Source organism: Acetobacterium sp., from assembly GCF_039830195.1.
In the GTDB taxonomy this organism is placed as follows: Bacteria; Bacillota; Clostridia; order Eubacteriales; family Eubacteriaceae; genus Acetobacterium.
Genome location: NZ_JBDODG010000012.1, coordinates 48,080 through 66,101, shown reverse-complemented (window position 1 = coordinate 66,101; position 18,022 = coordinate 48,080). Strand labels below are relative to the sequence as shown.

General features: G+C 44.0%; 15 protein-coding genes. 13 read left to right on the top strand and 2 right to left on the bottom strand.

The window, feature by feature from the left end:
* Positions 1–119 precede the first annotated feature (119 nt).
* Positions 120–755: a flavodoxin family protein gene (locus ABGU93_RS05165; RefSeq protein WP_347412426.1), complete on the top strand. Its 636-nt coding sequence runs from the start codon at positions 120–122 to the stop codon at positions 753–755.
* A 47-nt stretch (positions 756–802) separates the two neighbouring features.
* On the opposite strand, the gene ABGU93_RS05160 is transcribed toward ABGU93_RS05165, so the two are convergent.
* Both ABGU93_RS05160 and ABGU93_RS05155 read right to left on the bottom strand, forming a co-directional pair.
* The gene (locus ABGU93_RS05160; RefSeq protein WP_347412425.1) at positions 803–1,648 is read right to left on the bottom strand and encodes a DUF4097 family beta strand repeat-containing protein; all 846 of its coding nucleotides are present in this window, start codon (positions 1,646–1,648) and stop codon (positions 803–805) included.
* The gene (locus ABGU93_RS05155; protein ID WP_347412424.1) at positions 1,645–2,322 is read right to left on the bottom strand and encodes a LiaF domain-containing protein; all 678 of its coding nucleotides are present in this window, start codon (positions 2,320–2,322) and stop codon (positions 1,645–1,647) included. Before ABGU93_RS05155 ends, ABGU93_RS05160 begins: the two co-directional genes overlap by 4 nt.
* 260 nt (positions 2,323–2,582) lie before the next feature.
* Here ABGU93_RS05155 and ABGU93_RS05150 point away from each other — a divergent pair, with 260 nt between their 5' ends.
* The 12 genes from ABGU93_RS05150 (at position 2,583) to htpG (ending at position 17,697) form a co-directional block, all read left to right on the top strand.
* The gene (locus ABGU93_RS05150; protein WP_347412423.1) at positions 2,583–2,987 is read left to right on the top strand and encodes a hypothetical protein; all 405 of its coding nucleotides are present in this window, start codon (positions 2,583–2,585) and stop codon (positions 2,985–2,987) included.
* A gap of 334 nt (positions 2,988–3,321) precedes the next feature.
* Positions 3,322–5,652, top strand: coding sequence for a methyl-accepting chemotaxis protein (locus tag ABGU93_RS05145; protein WP_347412422.1), 2,331 nt, complete (start codon positions 3,322–3,324; stop codon positions 5,650–5,652).
* 73 nt (positions 5,653–5,725) lie between these two features.
* A complete protein-coding gene (locus ABGU93_RS05140; protein ID WP_347412421.1) occupies positions 5,726–7,045 on the top strand; it encodes an ATP-binding protein in 1,320 nt (439 codons plus the stop codon).
* 243 nt (positions 7,046–7,288) lie between these two features.
* Positions 7,289–8,926 carry an MBL fold metallo-hydrolase gene (locus tag ABGU93_RS05135; protein ID WP_347412420.1) on the top strand — a complete coding sequence of 546 codons (1,638 nt, stop codon included), beginning with the start codon at positions 7,289–7,291 and terminating at the stop codon, positions 8,924–8,926.
* A gap of 101 nt (positions 8,927–9,027) precedes the next feature.
* Positions 9,028–10,413: a PLP-dependent aminotransferase family protein gene (locus tag ABGU93_RS05130; protein WP_347412419.1), complete on the top strand. Its 1,386-nt coding sequence runs from the start codon at positions 9,028–9,030 to the stop codon at positions 10,411–10,413.
* A gap of 105 nt (positions 10,414–10,518) precedes the next feature.
* Positions 10,519–11,265, top strand: a complete 747-nt coding sequence (locus ABGU93_RS05125; RefSeq protein ID WP_347412418.1) for an AzlC family ABC transporter permease — start codon at positions 10,519–10,521, stop codon at positions 11,263–11,265.
* On the top strand, positions 11,255–11,599 hold the full coding sequence (locus tag ABGU93_RS05120; RefSeq protein ID WP_347412417.1) for an AzlD domain-containing protein: 345 nt from the start codon (positions 11,255–11,257) through the stop codon (positions 11,597–11,599). Before ABGU93_RS05125 ends, ABGU93_RS05120 begins: the two co-directional genes overlap by 11 nt.
* Before the next feature lie 166 nt (positions 11,600–11,765).
* A complete protein-coding gene (locus tag ABGU93_RS05115) occupies positions 11,766–12,185 on the top strand; it encodes a hypothetical protein (RefSeq protein WP_347412416.1) in 420 nt (139 codons plus the stop codon).
* 179 nt (positions 12,186–12,364) lie between these two features.
* Positions 12,365–13,060: a helix-turn-helix domain-containing protein gene (locus tag ABGU93_RS05110; protein WP_347412415.1), complete on the top strand. Its 696-nt coding sequence runs from the start codon at positions 12,365–12,367 to the stop codon at positions 13,058–13,060.
* A gap of 2 nt (positions 13,061–13,062) precedes the next feature.
* Positions 13,063–14,316: a diaminopimelate decarboxylase gene (locus ABGU93_RS05105; protein ID WP_347412414.1), complete on the top strand. Its 1,254-nt coding sequence runs from the start codon at positions 13,063–13,065 to the stop codon at positions 14,314–14,316.
* 25 nt (positions 14,317–14,341) lie between these two features.
* Complete coding sequence (locus ABGU93_RS05100) at positions 14,342–15,577, top strand: LL-diaminopimelate aminotransferase (protein WP_347412413.1); 1,236 nt, start codon at positions 14,342–14,344, stop codon at positions 15,575–15,577.
* 224 nt (positions 15,578–15,801) lie between these two features.
* Positions 15,802–17,697 (top strand): molecular chaperone HtpG, encoded by a 1,896-nt coding sequence (gene htpG / locus ABGU93_RS05095; protein WP_347412412.1) that lies wholly within the window; start codon positions 15,802–15,804, stop codon positions 17,695–17,697.
* The last annotated feature ends 325 nt before the right edge of the window (positions 17,698–18,022 follow it).

Below are 18,022 nucleotides of genomic sequence, written 5' to 3'. Positions count from 1 at the left end.
ATCGTGGTAGAGTTGAATTTTCTCAATCTGTTGATTATATGTTTAACTTTCTTAAAAATGTGGTATACTAAAAGCAGCAAAATAGAACAGATGGAGCGTAGCGCTTCGGGAGGTTAGAGATGAAAGTAATAGGCATTAATGGGAGTCCTCATGGAGAAGGAAATACATTTACGGCGCTGAGTATTGCAGGTGATATCTTTGCTCAGGAAAGCATTGATTTCGAAATATTCAATGTTGGCATGAAAGCTGTACAGGGCTGTACTGGCTGCAATGCCTGTGGCAAAAATAAAAATGAGCAGTGTATCTTTACCAAAGATGTTGTCAATGAAGGAATTCAAAAAATAAAAGAAGCCGATGGTGTTATTTTTGCCAGTCCCGTTCACTTTTCCGGCATCAGTGGGAATATGAAGTCATTTCTAGATCGGGCTTTCTATGTCGCGGGAGCAAACGGCGGAATGTTTCGGCACAAGGTGGCTGGTGCCCTGGTGGCGGTCAGACGTTCTGGTGGTGTAGCAAGTATCGATCAATTGAATCACTACATCACCTATTCGGAAATGGTAATGGCAGCAGGTAATTATTGGAATGTTATTCACGGCCGAACTGCCGGAGAAGCATCTCAAGATACCGAAGGCGCGCAGACCATTGAGGTTACAGCTGCCAACATGGTTTGGCTGATGCGACTCATCGAAAACGGTAAGGGTGTTGTTGCCGAGCCGCATCCTTTTAAAAAAGTATATATGCATTTTGTCAGATAAGCGAGTTTCAGCCAATAAAAAAACACGTTAACGTGTTTTTTTATTGGCTATTTAAATGTCATCTTGACGGGTCCGACTCCGCCGTCGATATCGATGCGATGGGGAGCAGATTTAGATCCGGCTCCAGTTTCCGAAATGTTCTGTCCATTGATGGTAATCGGGCCGATGCCCTGGTCAGCGGTAATAAAATAATCATTGACACTTGCGTCGACATCCAGACTGGTCTGACCGACGCCGCACTTGATTTCCAGATCACCGGTGACGATCCCCTGAATATCGATAAGGCCGACACCGCCTTTGATTTCATAATCATTAAGTTTGACATCGGTAAAATGGACAGCACCGGCGCCACCGTTGAGTTTGCCGGAATTTGCCTGAAGCTGATCGGCCGCAATTTCTCCGGCGCCCTGTTTGATGGTCAATTCATCGGTGATAATTTGCGACAATTCAGCGCGACCGGCACCAACCTCCAGTTCCAGTTTTTTCAAGTGGGTGTCACTGGGAATGGTAATGACAAGGTCAGGTACACGATTTTTGCCGATTAGATTAGGAATGATATTGGTATTTCCGTAATCTTCAATGACAAGCTTGCCATCGTCCAGGGTGGCAGTTAAACTTGCAGGGATATTAGAACCTTCAACTTTAAAAGCATTTCCGGTTTTAAGGGTGATACTGCCGGCATTGAAATTAATAAAAACAGCTTCCAACTCACCGTTAAAATCCTGCAGAAAGGTATCTCCGCTTTGTTCACTGATTTGGATTCTGTTATCAATCAGGCCAAATCCCCTCATGATGGCGACGCCGCCATTGACAATGCTGGAGATGATCCCTAATGCCAATACCAGACCAAAGGCAATGGCCAGGTATTTAATCCAACTCTGATTGGTATTCATTTGACTTCTGTACCCCCAAAGATATTCGTGCTGTTGATGTAAATGGTCGGTGGATTCTCGCCCAGTGGTTTGTTGGTCTTATTGGAAGCCCCGCCAAAAATCGGCGTTGTTGACATTTCCACCCGAACATTGCTGGGAACCATCATATCAATGCCGCCAAAGACCGCGGTGGCCGAGACATAAATATCTTCATTGATGATGGCCTGGCGCAAGTCAAGGGAAACACTTCCAAAAACCGCAGTCACATTAGCGCCTTTGAACGCTTCGCCGGGAAAGTTTATTTCCTGGCCGCCAAAGACCGCCGAGTATTCGGGAAGGCCATCCTTTGTCATGCCCTGAATCAGTTTGGCATTTTTACTGAGGCGATCCTTAAACATAATACTCAAACCAATGGCAATAATAATGATGGGAAAAATCAGGTCGCCCAGTAGTGCCCCATTAAAATAGCCTTGTGCGGAAATAAATAATAACACACCGATACCCAATCCAATGCTATTCCAAAGTTGTATGCCATTCTGAACCATGCTGATGGCACAGGGAACAATGATGAACAAAGTCCACCAGCCGGCGAAAAATAACTCAAAATTCCACAGACCAAAGACATTTCCGGCAAAACCAAGACCGATCGCGACCAATAAAAGTCCCCATAACAAGTTACCAACTCGATTTCTCATTTTTTTCTCCTTATTTTGTAGTTTGTTTTATTATACCATGCTACGGGAAAAATGAAAATTTTTCTGGTATTTATATTCACAGAGAAAATAAATCGATCGGATGCTTTATTATAATTGACTAATTGAAATATGGTGGGTAAAATGGTAAAAGAATGATATAAAATATGAATAAAAGTAGAGCGTGCTTTTACGAAAAATTACATAAATCATGGGAGTAAACTCATCGAATTACAGCAAATCGATAAACGGAGGAGTATTAAATGGGATTAGAAAGTGTTTTATATAAATGCGAGAAGGGTGTAGATCTCAAACAATTGCGATTAAAACCCTGGGCGGTGGCTTCTGAAGTGATGGGACGATTTAAAAAGACGAATCAGATTCATCGATGGTTTTTAGAGAATATTCAAAATGGTGTTGATGATGGCCGGTTTTATCTGGTGGAGGAATATCAATTTAAAAAGCTTTTTAAATTATGCACTACCGTTGATAGCAATCACGAACGCGCTGAAGAATTATTACCCACGCTCAAAGGATTTGATATTGGCAGTGCCAAATATGATACGGTTTATTTCGAAAATTTGAGCAAGGTACTGATCATTCTGGGTCATATTAACAATACCTTTGACTTTGAAAAAAATGAGTTGGTGTATAGCAGCTCCCATTAGAATGATTAGTTTAACCCATGTAATTATAACAAACCAGCCGAACAAAGATTCAAGCTGCTTTCATTTTAGTAAAATGGGTGGAACAAATTATTTGGGTTATAATTGAACTCGACTAATAATTGGACAATAAAAATTGAATAACAAAGAAAACCATTGAGTTTACAAAAATAATCATATATAATATTCAACATGAGTGAACTGAAATTTTTGATTGCCTCGCTGTGAAGAGTAACAGCAACTATCGTAGGTAGTATTGAGGTAGTATTTGGCAAAGAAAAGTGGTGGAAATTTAGAAAAATTATTTTCGGAATCAATTTTATAAACGGAGGAAAGAATGGAGCATAAAAAGAGTTTGTTGTCAAAGATTCTGACGACGGTTGTTTTACCAGTTATAGTAGTATTTTGTGCAATTGCTGGTATTTCAATGTTTGTTATGAGTCAGAATATGGATCAGTTTGCGAGTGTTCAAAACAGTTTGCTGCTGATCTATGCAATCGGTTTAGCTGTTATCATCGGTGTGATTGTTCTTGGATTGAAAGCTATCTCAAACAGAATTGACAGTCTTGCAGAAGTAGCCAATCGGTTAGCAGCGGGAGATATCGAAACTGAGTTTAAAGTTGATACAGCGCAGGATCAACTGAGTGAAGTTAGCTACGCCTTAGCTGATATTGCAGAAAGTATGAAAACACAATTGGAGATAGCAACAAAACTGGCAGATGGCGATTTGTCAGAAATCATCAAGCCATCATCAGACAAAGACCTGATGGGGAATAATTTAGCAATTGTTCAAACGTCGACGAAAAAACTCCTCGACTATTTGGCAGCGCTGCCGGAACTGGTCGAGAAAAAAGAGTATTTCAATAAAAGTATTGAAAATGACATGACTGGTGACTATAAAAAAGCACTTGTACAGGCAAATCAGGCCATGGAAACAGTCACCTCAAACATGGAATATTATTTAGCCATTTTGGATGCTCTTCCATACCGAATTACAACGATTGACAAAGATATGAACATGGTTTTTGTTAATAAAATCCTTGAAGATCTGATGAAGATGACCGGTACGGCTAACCAACGGGAAGAAATTCGTGGGGTTCCATGCAACTCATGTAATCTGGAAATGTGCCACTCGGAAGACTGTGGTGTCAGAGCATTGAACGCCGGTGGTGATCGATTGAATGAACTTGGCTATTCGGAGCATAGCTTTGAATTCAGGGATCGATATTATCGTATGGATACCATGCATCTGATCAACAGCAAAGGCGAAAAAATTGGTTATGTGGATGTGTCTCATGATACTACACCAATGATGAGTGTTAATAATTACCGTAGAGATGCTGTCGCCCAGCTGGCAGATAACCTCCACCGGTTATCAGAAGGTAACCTTGAACTTGATTTAGAAGTGGAAGAACAAGGACAGTATACGACTGAAGTGTATGAGCAGTTTAAAGCCATTGGTGAAAGTTTTGCGGAAGTGAAAAATACCATTGGCGAGCTTATTGGTGATGCCATTATCCTGACAACTGCAGCGATGCAGGGAGATCTTGATGTCAGAGCCGATGAAACTAAGTTCAGCGGCTCATGGCACGAACTGATCAGTGGCATGAACGGTATTCTTGGAGTCATGGCAAAACCGATGGAAGAAGTCGCAAATGTGATGGATGCTATCGCCAACGGCAATCTTGATGTAACGGTTGATGGTTATTACCAGGGTAGCTTTGATGTTTTAAAACAAGCTGTGAATACGATGGGAAGTCACTTCAAATCGATTGTCACAGAAATCTCGACGGTGACCGGAGAAATCAGCAACGGAAACCTCAATTTAGAAAATGTCAACTCATTTGGTGGCGATTTCAATGCGATTTCGGATGCCCTTAATACTATTATTGCAACGCTGAACTCGCTATTAGGGGATATCAATCATGCTTCAGAACAGGTTAATGCCGGAGCCAATCAGGTATCCGACAGCAGCCAGGCTCTGGCCCAGGGTTCAACCGAACAGGCCAGTTCCATCCAGGAATTGACAGCATCGATTGCCGAAATAGCGGATCAGACCAAGAACAACGCTGTGAATGCAAACAAGGCCAGAGAACTGACCACTGATGTCATGGGCAATGCTGAAAAAGGTAATGTTCAAATGACCGAAATGCAGCAGTCGATGGTGGAAATCAATAAGTCCTCCGAAGATATTTCGAAGATCATCAAAGTTATTGACGATATAGCCTTCCAGACCAATATCCTGGCTCTTAACGCCGCAGTTGAAGCCGCCCGGGCTGGACAACATGGCAAAGGTTTTGCCGTAGTAGCTGAAGAAGTCCGAACCTTAGCGGCCCGCAGTGCTGAAGCCGCCAAAGAAACAACCGGGTTAATTGAAGGCTCCATCAGTAAGGTCGCTGAAGGTACAAAAATTGCGGATGAAACGGCCATTGCCCTCGATGAAATTGTTGGTGGGATTGCCAAGGTTAATGATCTCATTGGCAATATCGCCACGGCATCCAATGAGCAGGCCACCGGCATTGCCCAGATTAATATGGGAGTCGAGCAGGTTGCTCAGGTCGTTCAGCAGAACTCGGCAACAGCTGAAGAAAGTGCTGCCGCCAGTGAAGAACTTTCCGGCCAGTCGATCTTGTTAAAACAGATGATCGATCAGTTCCAGCTTAGATAAGCTTGTCAGAAAAAATATATGATTAAAAAGACCACCTTGTAATGAGGTGGCTTTTTTTAGAAGGAAGATCATTATGAATCGATTAATCGCTAAACTTATACTATATACAGAAGCAAGTCAGGAGTGCCTGCTACAGCAGATGGGCCAGCTCTATGAACATTTTTACTACGGGGCGGATTCAAAAGAAGAACTGATTGCCGAAAGCTATCGACAGATAAAGTCGCTGCTGGAAATAGCCACAGATTTTGGATTTGACCGAAATCTCTGGCATCATTACCTGACCTTTGTGCTGATCACCAATGAGAATCCATTTAGTTTAACCTGTGAAAAGGTGGGGAAAAAAGAAGGAAGTGTTAACTTTTTTGCCCAAAATGATTGTCAAGTTTTCAAGGAACTTTTTGATTTTGATTTCACCGAACTGGAATCAGCACTGGGGATTGATTGTTTCACTCGGGTGTCGGATTACCGGGCCATCAAAAAACCGGAATTCATGTACAATCAGAACGTCAGCGAAAAAGTAAAATCGCTGAGTCTTAAACTGGAAGCAGCAACAAACGAACAGGAATTTTTCGATGAAATCACAGGGTTTTATGGTGAATACGGAGTGGGTATGTTTGGCCTGAATAAAGCCTTCCGAATCATCCCCAAAGCCGATAACACCGGGGTCATCTTTAATCCCATCAATAACATGGATAAGGTCATGCTGGCGGATCTGGTAGGCTATGAAAACCAGAAGCAAAAACTTGTCGAGAATACCAAAGCCTTTGTCGAGGGACGAAAAGCCAACAATGTGTTGTTATTCGGTGACAGCGGTACCGGAAAGTCTACCAGCATCAAAGCCATCGTCAACGAATTCTATCATCAGGGGCTGCGGATGATCGAAATCTACAAACACCAGTTTCGGGACTTGTCAAATGTCATTGCTCAGATAAAAAACCGGAACTATCGGTTTATTATCTACATGGATGACCTTTCTTTTGAGGAATTTGAGATTGAATACAAGTTTCTGAAAGCTGTAATCGAAGGCGGTGTAGAAACCAAGCCGGATAACATTTTAATTTATGCCACCTCAAATCGTCGCCATCTGATTCGCGAAACTTGGAATGACCGAAATGATATGGAAGCAAATGGCGAGATCCACCGCTCAGATACCATGCAGGAAAAGCTGTCGCTGGTAAATCGCTTCGGGGTCAGCATTTTTTACGAACGACCCAGTCAGAAGCAGTATTTTGGAATCGTCACCGAGCTGGCCAGGCGGGAAGGTCTAAGTTTATCGGAGGAAGTCCTTTCCCGGGAAGCCAATAAATGGGAACTGCAACACGGTGGGATTTCTGGCCGAACGGCCCAGCAATTCATCAATCATTTACTTTCAGTCGGTTCAGCAGATGATTAAACGGAACAATGTCATATGAAGCAAAATAAAGTCAGAAAAACGATACACTTGAGATTAATTTTAGTCTCAGGTGTATTTTTATCGGTCTAAGTTGCGTAAATTCTAGAAAGTTGGATATCAATAAAGTAAGTGTTTAAAGTAAATAATATTATAGAGCGACGAGTGAGGGCTTGCAAAAGCAAAGCTGTTAAGTCGGAAAACTAAGGAGTTATTTTGCATGGAAATAAATACAGGAGAAAGAAAATGAAAATTAAATTTTTAGGAGCGGCACTTTCCGTCACTGGTTCTTGCCATCTGGTGACAACAGATCACTGTAAATTCCTCCTGGACTGCGGTTTGTTTCAAGGCAGTGAAGCTCTGGAAGAGTTAAACTATCAGGAGTTTGATTTTAACCCGGAAGAAATTGATTTTATGATTTTAAGTCATGCCCATGTGGATCATTGCGGGCGGATACCCTTACTTGTCAAACAGGGTTTCAAAGGGCAGATTTACTGCACCGGAGCCACCGCTGAAATTGCTGACATCATGCTTCAGGACAGCGGTAATATTCATGAAATGGACGCTAAATGGATTAATAAACGTACCACGCGTTCCGGGCAGCGGCAGGTTCAGCCGCTTTACACTCAGGAAGATGCCGCTCGCTGTGCCCAGTATTTCTTTCCGGTGGCATACGGACAGAGTTTTGAGATCAATTCCCAGATCAAGATTCGCCTTAATGAAGCAGGACATATCCTGGGGGCTGCAATCGTAGAGATTTGGGTCGCTGATGATGGAAAAACAACCAAACTTGTCTACTCAGGCGATATCGGGGCAGCCAATCAGCAGATGTTAAATGATCCGACCCTGATTTCAGAAGCGGATTATCTGATTATGGAAACGACCTATGGGGATCGTGCTCATGAAACCCAACAAGAAAGTGGGAAACGTTTTCTTGATATTGTCATTAAAACAACCAGTCGGGGTGGAACTGTAGTAGTACCAGCTTTTGCCCTGGGTCGAACTCAGGATCTGATTCATGAACTGGAACTGTTTTATGATAACCATGAACTACACCAGAATCAGCTTGATAAAATCAAGGTTTATGTTGACAGTCCACTGGCTACTGATGCCACTGAGATATTCCGGAAAAATGCCCACTATTTTAATGACAAAATAAAAGAAAAAATCAAAAACGGCGATGAGCTTTTTTATTTCAGAAATCTGAACTTTACTAAAAGCATTGATCAATCTAAGGCATTAAACGATAATGCATCACCAAAGGTTATAATTTCTTCCAGCGGCATGGCTGATGCCGGCCGGGTTCAGCATCATCTGAAACACTATCTCTGGAAACCAAAGTCCAGCATAATATTTGCCGGCTACCAGGCGGAGGGGACAACCGGCCGGGCGATTATCAGCGGGGAGAAATACGTCCGGATTCTCCGGGAGCGGATCAGAGTCAGTGCTGAAATCTATTTTTTGGAGGGGTTTTCTGCCCATGCCGATAAAAATGATCTGTTAAAGTGGTTGTCCGGGTTTAAAGAAAAACCAAAGAAGATCTTTCTGGTTCACGGGGAAGAGGAAGCAAAAAAAACTTTCGCCACCACCGTCAAGAATATCCTTGGTTTTGATTGCACGGTAGTTGAAGATGTTTCAGAATACCGTCTTGATGACGAAGCTGTGATTGTCGATGGTATCAAAAATCAGATCGATGCTAAAAACCAGATCAATACCCTAAAAGATAATCTGGAAGATATCCACGATGAGCTGGAAAATCTCCTGGCCATTCCCGGAATCGGGATCAAGGAGGCTTTCCCGGATGAGAAACTTGATGATATCGCCGCTTTGACCAGGGATCTGGAGCAAACCTGCGAGAAACTCAAAAATATTATTAAAAACTGAGACAATTCTCAATAAGTGCCATAAAAACCCCTGCTGGCTTGACGCCGGCAGGGGTTTTCGATAGAATGGAATAAAAATCAGTCTAAAAGGAGGCGCAGCTCATGCCGGTCAATTCATTTGAAGATTATCCGATGTCCTGGAAACCAACGCTAAACCATCAGGTTAAACCCCTGTATCTTTCGCTGGCCCGACAGCTGGAGCAGGATATTAAAAAGGGCAACCTGCTACCGGGGACGAAGCTGCCGCCGCAGCGAGAACTAGCCGATTTTCTGGATATCAATGTCAGCACTGTGTCCAAAGCCTGCAAGGTCTGCGAATTAAAAGGCCTCCTAAGTGCCACGGTGGGTAGCGGTACCTTTGTATCCTTCGATGCGCTGGCAAATGCCTACCTGTTACCGGATGATAAACCCCGGAATCTGATTGAGCTGGGCGCGGTTTTCCCCGATACCGCCACCTTTGGACCATTGATCGGCTGTTTGAAAGAAATGCTCAACGAAGCGGATGCTGATAAGCTGTTTAATTACAGCCGCCCCAATGCCGACATCTGGCTGAAAGATACAGCGGTGAAGCTGATGGAAAAAGGCGGCTTCAGTCCGAAACCAGAGAGTATCTTATTTTCCAACGGCGGCCAAAATGCCATCACCGCCATTCTGGCCGGACTTTGTCGTCACGGTGATAAAATCGGTGCCGACCCCCATACTTATTCGGGACTCAAAACTACCGCTTCAATGCTGGGAATTCAGCTGATACCGATCCGTCATCGCGACGGGGAAATGGATGAAGAAGCGCTGCTTGATGCCTGCCGAAACGAAAATATCAAAGGGGTCTATCTGATTCCTGACAATCATAATCCCACCACTCATACCATGTCCTCTGACCGTCGCCGGGCCCTGGCGCAGATTGCCCAAGAGCAGAATATTTTTATCATCGAAGATGGCGCCTACCATTTTCTTGGTCAAAATACTCAACCGGCGGTGGCATCCTTTGCGCCGGGGCAGGCTATCTATATTGCCAGCATGTCCAAGACCCTGGCCCCCGGTTTACGAATGGCTTATCTGTCAGTTCCCCAGGCTTATCGAAAGCCGGTTTCGAAGGCTCTGTATAATCTGAATATATCCGTTTCCCCGTTGATGGCAGTGTTGGCGGCCCGGATCATCGTCTCTGGACAGCTGGATCAATTTATCAAAAGCCACCAACAGAATGCCAGACAGCGCAATAAGTTGGTAAACCGTTACTTACGGAACTACACCTGTCACGGTGAAGAAACCGGAATATTTCGCTGGCTGGAGTTGCCGGGAACCATTAGCGGATCAGCCTTTGAAGTACTGGCTATGGAAAAAGGGGTTCGGGTTTACGGCGCCGAGCGGTTTACCGTCGGGAATAATTTACCCTGCCGGGCGGTGAGGATGTCGGTCTGCGCTCCGGAAACCCTGGCCGAACTGGAACAGGGGCTGATAATCTTGAATAACATCCTGGATCATTTATAAGATTTAGTGTTAATTTGTACGCCATACATTTAAATTATTGTATGGCGTATTTTTGCGTGTTAAAATAAGGCTCAAATCAACCGAGCGTTAAGGGAGGGTCTCATAATGAAAAGTTTTATATTTGCCTTCAAACAGACGATCCCAGTTTTTTTTCCCTATCTGTTTATTGGTATCGCGTTTGGCGTTTTGATGGATGAAGCCGGGTATTACGCCGGCTGGTCGTTTTTATCAGGCGTTTTTATTTATGCCGGGTCGATGCAGATTGTCATGGTCTCGCTGCTGACTGCCGGGGCTTCATTGGGTGCCATTGCGATGATGACATTTTTTGTCAATGCCCGGCATATTTTTTATGGGATTGCCTTCATTGATCAGTTCCGCAAGATGGGACGGAAATACCCCTATATGATCGTAACCCTTACTGATGAGGTCTATTCCATATTTTGTAGCATCGATTATCCGGATGATGTGGATGCCAGGAAAACGGATTTTTACATCACCCTGATTCTTCATCTGTTCTGGATTCTCAGTTGTCTGGCCGGAGCTTTGTTTGGACAGCTGATACCCTATGATCTGGCCGGTATTGAGTTTTCAGCCACGGCTTTCTTTATTACTGTCTGTATGAATCAATGGGAGTCGATGGATTATCATTTACCGGCGATCACCGGGCTGATCAGTGCCTTGACCTGTTATTTTATCCTGGGCCCCGGTCAGTTTATTCTGCCAGCTTTGGCTGCTAGTGTTCTGGTGTTGATTATGTTGAAATCCCGATCACACAAACAAATAAAGAACCGTGGCCTGGAATTAGAAGCCGGTTTAGCAGAGCCTGCGGAGGAAATCAGTTATGAGTACTGATTGGATCAATACCCTGGAAGCACTGACAGTTGTGGCGTTGGTTACTATTCTGACTCGATCTCTGCCATTCTTGTTTTTTGGCGGGAAAAAGGAGCTACCGGAGACGGTCAGCTACCTGGGAACGGTTCTACCGGCGGCCATTATGATTATTCTGGTGGTTTTCTGTCTGCGAAATACCATCCTGACCGTCTATCCCTTTGGCTTACCCGAGCTGTTAAGTGTGGTCGTGGTGATTGTTGTTCATCGATTTAAAGAAAATGTTTTTCTCAGCATCATCGCCGGGACCGGACTTTATATGATCTTAACCCGAACTCTGTTTGTGATTGGTAACTGATCGCCAGAAAGAACGCTCATTGCCAGCTTTCGAATAGTTTTATAAAAATTATCGATCATCGTGGTTTTAATATTTATTATCAGGGATTGATGCGGTATAATAAGAAGACAATTCTTTAAAAGCTGAGGCGTATGAAAAGGATGCATCAATAAAACAGGGGGATCGGATGAGAAAAAAGATAATATCAAAATTATTTGCGATATTAATAGTAACAAGTCTGCTATTGGCAGCTGGCGGCTGTGTTCGCACCCACAGCTATGGCGGCGGTATTTATACTGGTGAGTGGAAAGATGACGTGCCCAATGGTTACGGGAAGTTCACATACTCCGAGGATGTGATCTATGAGGGCGAATGGAAGGATGGCAAGCTTCACGGTCAGGGTACCGCCACCGGCTATGAAGGAACGAAATTTGAAGGCGAATGGAAATACGGCAAGCTGGATGGTTATGGCACCAAGACAGACAACGGCAATACCTATGTGGGCGAATTTAAAGAAGGCATGATGGATGGGAAAGGCACCCTGACCATGGCCGACGGCACCACCTATGTGGGAACCTTCGCCAACGATCAATACGTCGGCCCGTAAATAACAAAGTTAATGAAAAAAACAGCATAGATTTTTTATGCTGTTTTTTTTATAATCATTCTTGACAGAAGATTAAAACTAGTGTAGACTTACTAAATAGGAACACTAAATTGATGAGCGCCTGATCTGGTAGATCGGGTCGACAATTTACAGATTTTTAAAATTAAGGACTGATGGTTATGGATATCGTTGAACGACTCACACAATTTGGACTGACAAGGCATGAGGCGTCTATTTATTTAACGCTGCTTGCTGAAGGTGATTTGAATGGCTACGAGGTGGCCAAGACAACTGGCATTTCAAGATCCAACGCCTACACATCGCTGGCGTCCCTGGTGGAAAAAGGGGGCGCTTATGTGATTGAGGAAGCAACCATCCGCTACACCCCAGTGGCGATTGCCGAATTCTGTGAGAATAAGATCAGAAAACTGCAGGAATCCAAGCAAGATTTGCTCGCCACGATCCCAAGTAAGCGGGATGCAGTGGAAGGCTATATCACCATCAAAGGGGAAAACAATATTCTCAACAAACTGCGAAATATGATTCTGGAAGCCCGGGAACGGGTATATATTTCAGTGCCCGGTCAGATTCTCGAAACCGTGCTGCCGGATATAAAAGCAGCCATTAATCGGGGTATCAAGATGGTCATCATCACCAATGGATCCTTTACCCTGGCAGGAGCTACTATCCATATTGCTGCGCAACCGCTCCAGCAGATTCGGCTGATTGCCGACTCGACCAATGTTCTCACCGGCGATGTCAATAATGGTGAACATTCTACCTGCCTTTACTCCCGGAAGCGGAATCTGGTGGATTTATTTAAAGACTCCATGAAAAATGAAATAAAGCTGATTGAAATGACGAAAGGAAATTAGATATGAAAAAGACGTTTGTAAACAAAGAAAAGTTAGAAGAAATAGTCAAAGAATTCCCAACTCCCTTCCATCTATATGATGAAAAAGGGATCCGGGAAAATGTGCGTAACCTGCAGGAAGCTTTTTCCTGGAATAAGGGTTATAAAGAATACTTTGCCGTTAAGGCGACCCCTAATCCAACCATTTTGCAGATTTTAAAAGAAGAAGGTTGCGGCGTGGACTGCTCATCATATACCGAACTGATGATGTCAGACACCGTTGGTTTTACCGGCGCGGATATTATGTTCACCTCCAATGTAACTCCCACAGAGGACTTCGTATTAGCCAGAAAACTGGACGCCCTGATTACTCTGGATGATATCACCCATATTGACTTTCTCGAAGAGGTCGCGGGACTGCCGGAAACGATCAGCTGCCGCTTTAATCCCGGCGGCGACTTTGTCATCGACAATGCTATCATGGATACCCCTCAGGTGGCCAAATACGGATTCACCCGGGAACAAATGACCGACGGATTCAAAATCTTAAAAAGCAAAGGGGTTAAACATTTTGGGATTCATGCTTTTTTAGCCAGCAATACCATTGCCAATGAATATTATCCAGCCCTGGCGCGGATTCTCTTCCAGACTGCGGTGGAGCTGAATCAGGAAACAGGTGCTCATATTGCCTTTATCAACTTGTCTGGCGGCGTCGGGATTCCTTATCTGCCCGATCAGCAACCGACTGATATTTACGAAGTTGGCCGAGGCGTACAAAAAGCCTTCGAAGAAATTCTGGTTCCGGCTGGCATGGGTGATATTGCCATCTACACCGAATTGGGTCGCTTTGTGTTAGGACCATTTGGCCATCTGGTCACCACCGCTCTGCATGAAAAACACACCCATAAGGAATACATCGGTCTTGATGCCTGTGCCGCCAACCTGATGCGACCCGCCATGTATGGTGCCTATCACCATATCACCGTGATGGGCAAGGAAGACGCCCCGCTGGATCATGTCTATGACGTCACCGGGGGTTTATGCGAAAATAATGATAAGTTTGCCATCGACAGACCACTGCCTAAAATTGATATCGGCGATCTGGTGGTCCTCCACGATACCGGCGCCCACGGTTTTGCCATGGGCTACAATTACAACGGCAAGCTGCGTTCCGCTGAAGTGTTGCTAAAAGAAGATGGCAGTACCGAACTGATTCGACGCGCCGAAACCCCAGCCGACTACTTCGCCACCCTGGATTTTTCCAAGTGGACTAAATAATTCAAAACGAAAGGAAAAAAATAAAATGGCATTAATTAATGAAAATTATCTTAAATTACCTGGTTCCTACCTTTTTTCAGAAATAGCGAGACGGGTGGAAGCTTATAAAAACGCCAATCCCGAGGCGAACATCATTCGCTTGGGAATCGGCGATGTGACCAAACCATTGCCGGAGGCAGTCATCACCGGCCTGCATACCGCAGTTGACGAAATGGCTGACGAAAAAACATTTAAGGGCTATGGCCCGGAACAAGGCTATGATTTTTTACTAGAAAAAATCATCGAGTTTGATTTTAAAACCCGGGGAGTCGATTTGGCTGCCGACGAAATTTTTGTCAGCGACGGTTCCAAAAGCGATACCGCCAACTTCCAGGAAATATTCAGCCAGAATACCAAAATCGCTATCACTGATCCCGTTTATCCGGTCTATGTCGACAGCAACGTCATGGCTGGCCGTAGCGGAACATTAGGCGCCGACGGCAAGTGGAGCGATATGGTTTATATACCCTGCACCGCCGAAAATGGCTTCGTACCACAATTGCCAACCGAAAAGGTGGATCTGATATATCTGTGTTTCCCCAATAATCCCACCGGAACCACCATCAATAAAACCGAACTGAAAAAATGGGTGGACTATGCCAAAGCCAACCAGGCCATTATTCTATATGACGCCGCCTATGAAGCCTATATTCAGGAAGACGATGTGCCTCACAGTATCTACGAAATTGAGGGCGCCAAAGAGGTTGCCGTTGAATTCCGCAGCTTCTCTAAAAATGCCGGCTTTACCGGAACCCGTTGCTCCTACGTGGTCGTACCGAAACAAGTAATGGGTTATACCGAAGCCGGCGAACCGGTCGAAATCAATAAGCTGTGGAACCGTCGACACTGCACTAAATTCAATGGTGTTCCTTATATTATCCAAAAAGGAGCCGAAGCGGTTTATACCGAAGCCGGTCAGGCGCAGATCAAAGCCCTGGTGGCATATTATATGAATAACGCCAAAATGATCCGTGAAGGCGTTGCCAGTACCGGCATTGAAGTTTTCGGCGGCGTCAATGCTCCCTATATCTGGCTCAAAACACCGGCCGGTATGGATTCCTGGACCTTCTTTGACAAACTCCTCAACGAGGCCAACATTGTTGGAACACCCGGAGTAGGCTTCGGACCAAGCGGTGAAGGCTATTTCCGACTGACCGCCTTTGGCAGCAAAGAAAACACCGAAGAAGCGATTCGTCGCTTTACCACCGAATTTAAACTGTAATACGGAAACGGAATGCCCGGCAACGATGATTGTCCGGGCATTTCTGTTTTTAGCAAGTTTTTATCAGATCTTTCTATCCAGTCATGTGAAAAATTAAATTCAAGATCCTTTAGCCTTAAAAAATCATTAAAAGTGTTGACACTTTTAATAAAGTTACTTACAATATTGTTAGCACTCTTAAAGAAAGAGTGCTAACAATAAACAAGATGAAGAAGAGGTATGTTATGGAAAAAAAGCAGTTTAAATCAGAATCCAAGCGTCTCATGGATTTAATGATCAATTCAATTTACACCAACAAAGAAATATTTTTAAGAGAATTGATTTCAAACGCATCGGATGCCATCGACAAGGTTTACTACAAAACATTAACAGACAAAGATAAAACCTTTAATAAGGAAGATTACTACATTCGTATTCATCCCAACAAGGATAATCGGACCCTGACGATCGAAGATACCGGGATCGGGATGACCGCAGCCGAACTGGAAGACAACCTCGGAACCATTGCCAAAAGTGGTTCCAGCGACTTTAAAAACGATCAGGAAATGGATGAGGATTTTGACATCATCGGCCAGTTTGGGGTCGGCTTCTATTCAGCCTTTATGGTGGCTGATAAGGTTGAGGTGGAAACAAAAGCTCTTGATACCGATCAAGCCTGTTTATGGGTTTCAGAAGGGGCTGACGGTTATACCATAGAACCGGGAACCCGCACCACCCATGGTTCAAAAATCACCCTCCATCTCAAAGAAAATACGGAAGACAATAACTACGATGACTATCTGGAACCCTACCGCATCCGCCATCTGGTTGAACATTACTCCAATTTTATCCGTTACCCGATTAAGATGGTTGATGAAAAGAGCCGGGTCAAAGAAGACAGCAAAGATAGTGAGAATCCGGAATACGAAGCCTATCTGGCAGATGATGTTCTGAACTCAATGATTCCGATCTGGCGAAAAAATAAAAACGAACTCACTGATGAGGATTATAACAACTTCTATCACGACAAACGGCTGGGTTTTGATGCTCCGCTGGCTCATGTTCACCTGAGTATCGAAGGAGCAATGAGCTACAAGGCGATTCTTTATATCCCCGGTCAAGCCCCCTTTGATTACTACACCCGGGACTATGAAAAAGGCCTGGAGCTTTATTCCAACGGGGTTCTGATTATGGAAAAATGCAGCGAACTGCTGCCGGACTACTTTAGTTTTGTCAAAGGGGTAGTGGATTCCGAGGATATTTCATTGAATATTTCCCGGGAAATGCTGCAGCAGGATCGGCAACTGCGCTTGATCAGCCGTAAAATCGATACCCGAATTTCGGAAGAACTCAAAAAAATGCTGACCAACGACCGGGAAACCTATGAGAAATTCTTTACAGCCTTTGGTAATCAGATCAAGGTCGGGACCTATGATAAATGGGGCCAGGATAAGGAAAAACTTCAGGACTTCCTGCTCTTTTATTCATCAAAAGAAGGTAAGATGGTTACCCTTAAAGAATATGTGGAACGGATGCCAGAAGATCAGAAATATATTTACTACGCCACTGGTTCATCAGTCAGCCAGCTGGAAAAACTGCCCCAGGTTTCGATCATCAAAAACAAAGACTATGAGATCCTTTATTTAACCGAAACCATTGATGAATTTGTGACTCAGACCCTAAGACAATACCAGGAAAAGGAATTCCGTTCGGTATCCAGTCAGAATCTGGGACTGGAAGCACCGGAAGAAGATACTGCTGATGAGGCCACTGAAACATCTGAAACGGATGAAAAACTGCTGACCAAAATGAAAGAGCTGATCGGGGATGAGGTCGTCAAGGTAAAAACCACGACTCACCTGAAAGATGACGTGGCTTATCTTTCCACCGAAGGGGATCTGTCCATCGAAATGGAAATGACCCTGAACACCATGCCTCAGGGCGGTGATGTCAAAGCTAAGAAAGTACTGGAAATCAATAAGAATCATCCGGTATACGAAAAACTGCGAAACTTCTACGAAGCTGATGATGACCAGTTTGCCCTCTATACCGAGCTGCTTTACAATCAGGCCCGCCTGATTGCCGGATTGCCGCTTGACGACGTCGTCGCCTTTACCAAGAACATCAGCAAACTGATGTAACAACAAAAACCAGTGCCATCCTTAAAGGACGGTCCTGGTTTTTTAATGTCAATTGACAAGTTCAGTCTGTTTTGATAAACTAATAGCAGAAGGTGTAACAAGATGATTTTAACCATTGAAGCAGCTCTGACAATGAAAGATACGATGAGACATTGTTTAGAGCCTAATGATAAACTAAAACTTTTATTCTCATCGGTCTAAGCGTTTTTAAAGTGTAGTATTGCTATACTTTATTTTGATGCGCTTAAACCGGTAACCAGCAGGAAAGTTTTCAGGCCATAACGCAATGTTCGTTATGGCCTTTTATAATGACAGAGAGTCAGTA

Coding starts and splice junctions, on each gene's coding strand:
- ABGU93_RS05130 (WP_347412419.1), top strand. CDS start 9,028: ATGCCGGTCAATTCATTTGAAGATTATCCGATGTCCTGGAAACCAACG.
- ABGU93_RS05100 (WP_347412413.1), top strand. CDS start 14,342: ATGGCATTAATTAATGAAAATTATCTTAAATTACCTGGTTCCTACCTT.
- ABGU93_RS05110 (WP_347412415.1), top strand. CDS start 12,365: ATGGATATCGTTGAACGACTCACACAATTTGGACTGACAAGGCATGAG.
- ABGU93_RS05115 (WP_347412416.1), top strand. CDS start 11,766: ATGAGAAAAAAGATAATATCAAAATTATTTGCGATATTAATAGTAACA.
- ABGU93_RS05160 (WP_347412425.1), bottom strand. CDS start 1,648: ATGAATACCAATCAGAGTTGGATTAAATACCTGGCCATTGCCTTTGGT.
- ABGU93_RS05105 (WP_347412414.1), top strand. CDS start 13,063: ATGAAAAAGACGTTTGTAAACAAAGAAAAGTTAGAAGAAATAGTCAAA.
- htpG (WP_347412412.1), top strand. CDS start 15,802: ATGGAAAAAAAGCAGTTTAAATCAGAATCCAAGCGTCTCATGGATTTA.
- ABGU93_RS05155 (WP_347412424.1), bottom strand. CDS start 2,322: ATGAGAAATCGAGTTGGTAACTTGTTATGGGGACTTTTATTGGTCGCG.
- ABGU93_RS05165 (WP_347412426.1), top strand. CDS start 120: ATGAAAGTAATAGGCATTAATGGGAGTCCTCATGGAGAAGGAAATACA.
- ABGU93_RS05120 (WP_347412417.1), top strand. CDS start 11,255: ATGAGTACTGATTGGATCAATACCCTGGAAGCACTGACAGTTGTGGCG.
- ABGU93_RS05150 (WP_347412423.1), top strand. CDS start 2,583: ATGGGATTAGAAAGTGTTTTATATAAATGCGAGAAGGGTGTAGATCTC.
- ABGU93_RS05140 (WP_347412421.1), top strand. CDS start 5,726: ATGAATCGATTAATCGCTAAACTTATACTATATACAGAAGCAAGTCAG.
- ABGU93_RS05125 (WP_347412418.1), top strand. CDS start 10,519: ATGAAAAGTTTTATATTTGCCTTCAAACAGACGATCCCAGTTTTTTTT.
- ABGU93_RS05145 (WP_347412422.1), top strand. CDS start 3,322: ATGGAGCATAAAAAGAGTTTGTTGTCAAAGATTCTGACGACGGTTGTT.
- ABGU93_RS05135 (WP_347412420.1), top strand. CDS start 7,289: ATGAAAATTAAATTTTTAGGAGCGGCACTTTCCGTCACTGGTTCTTGC.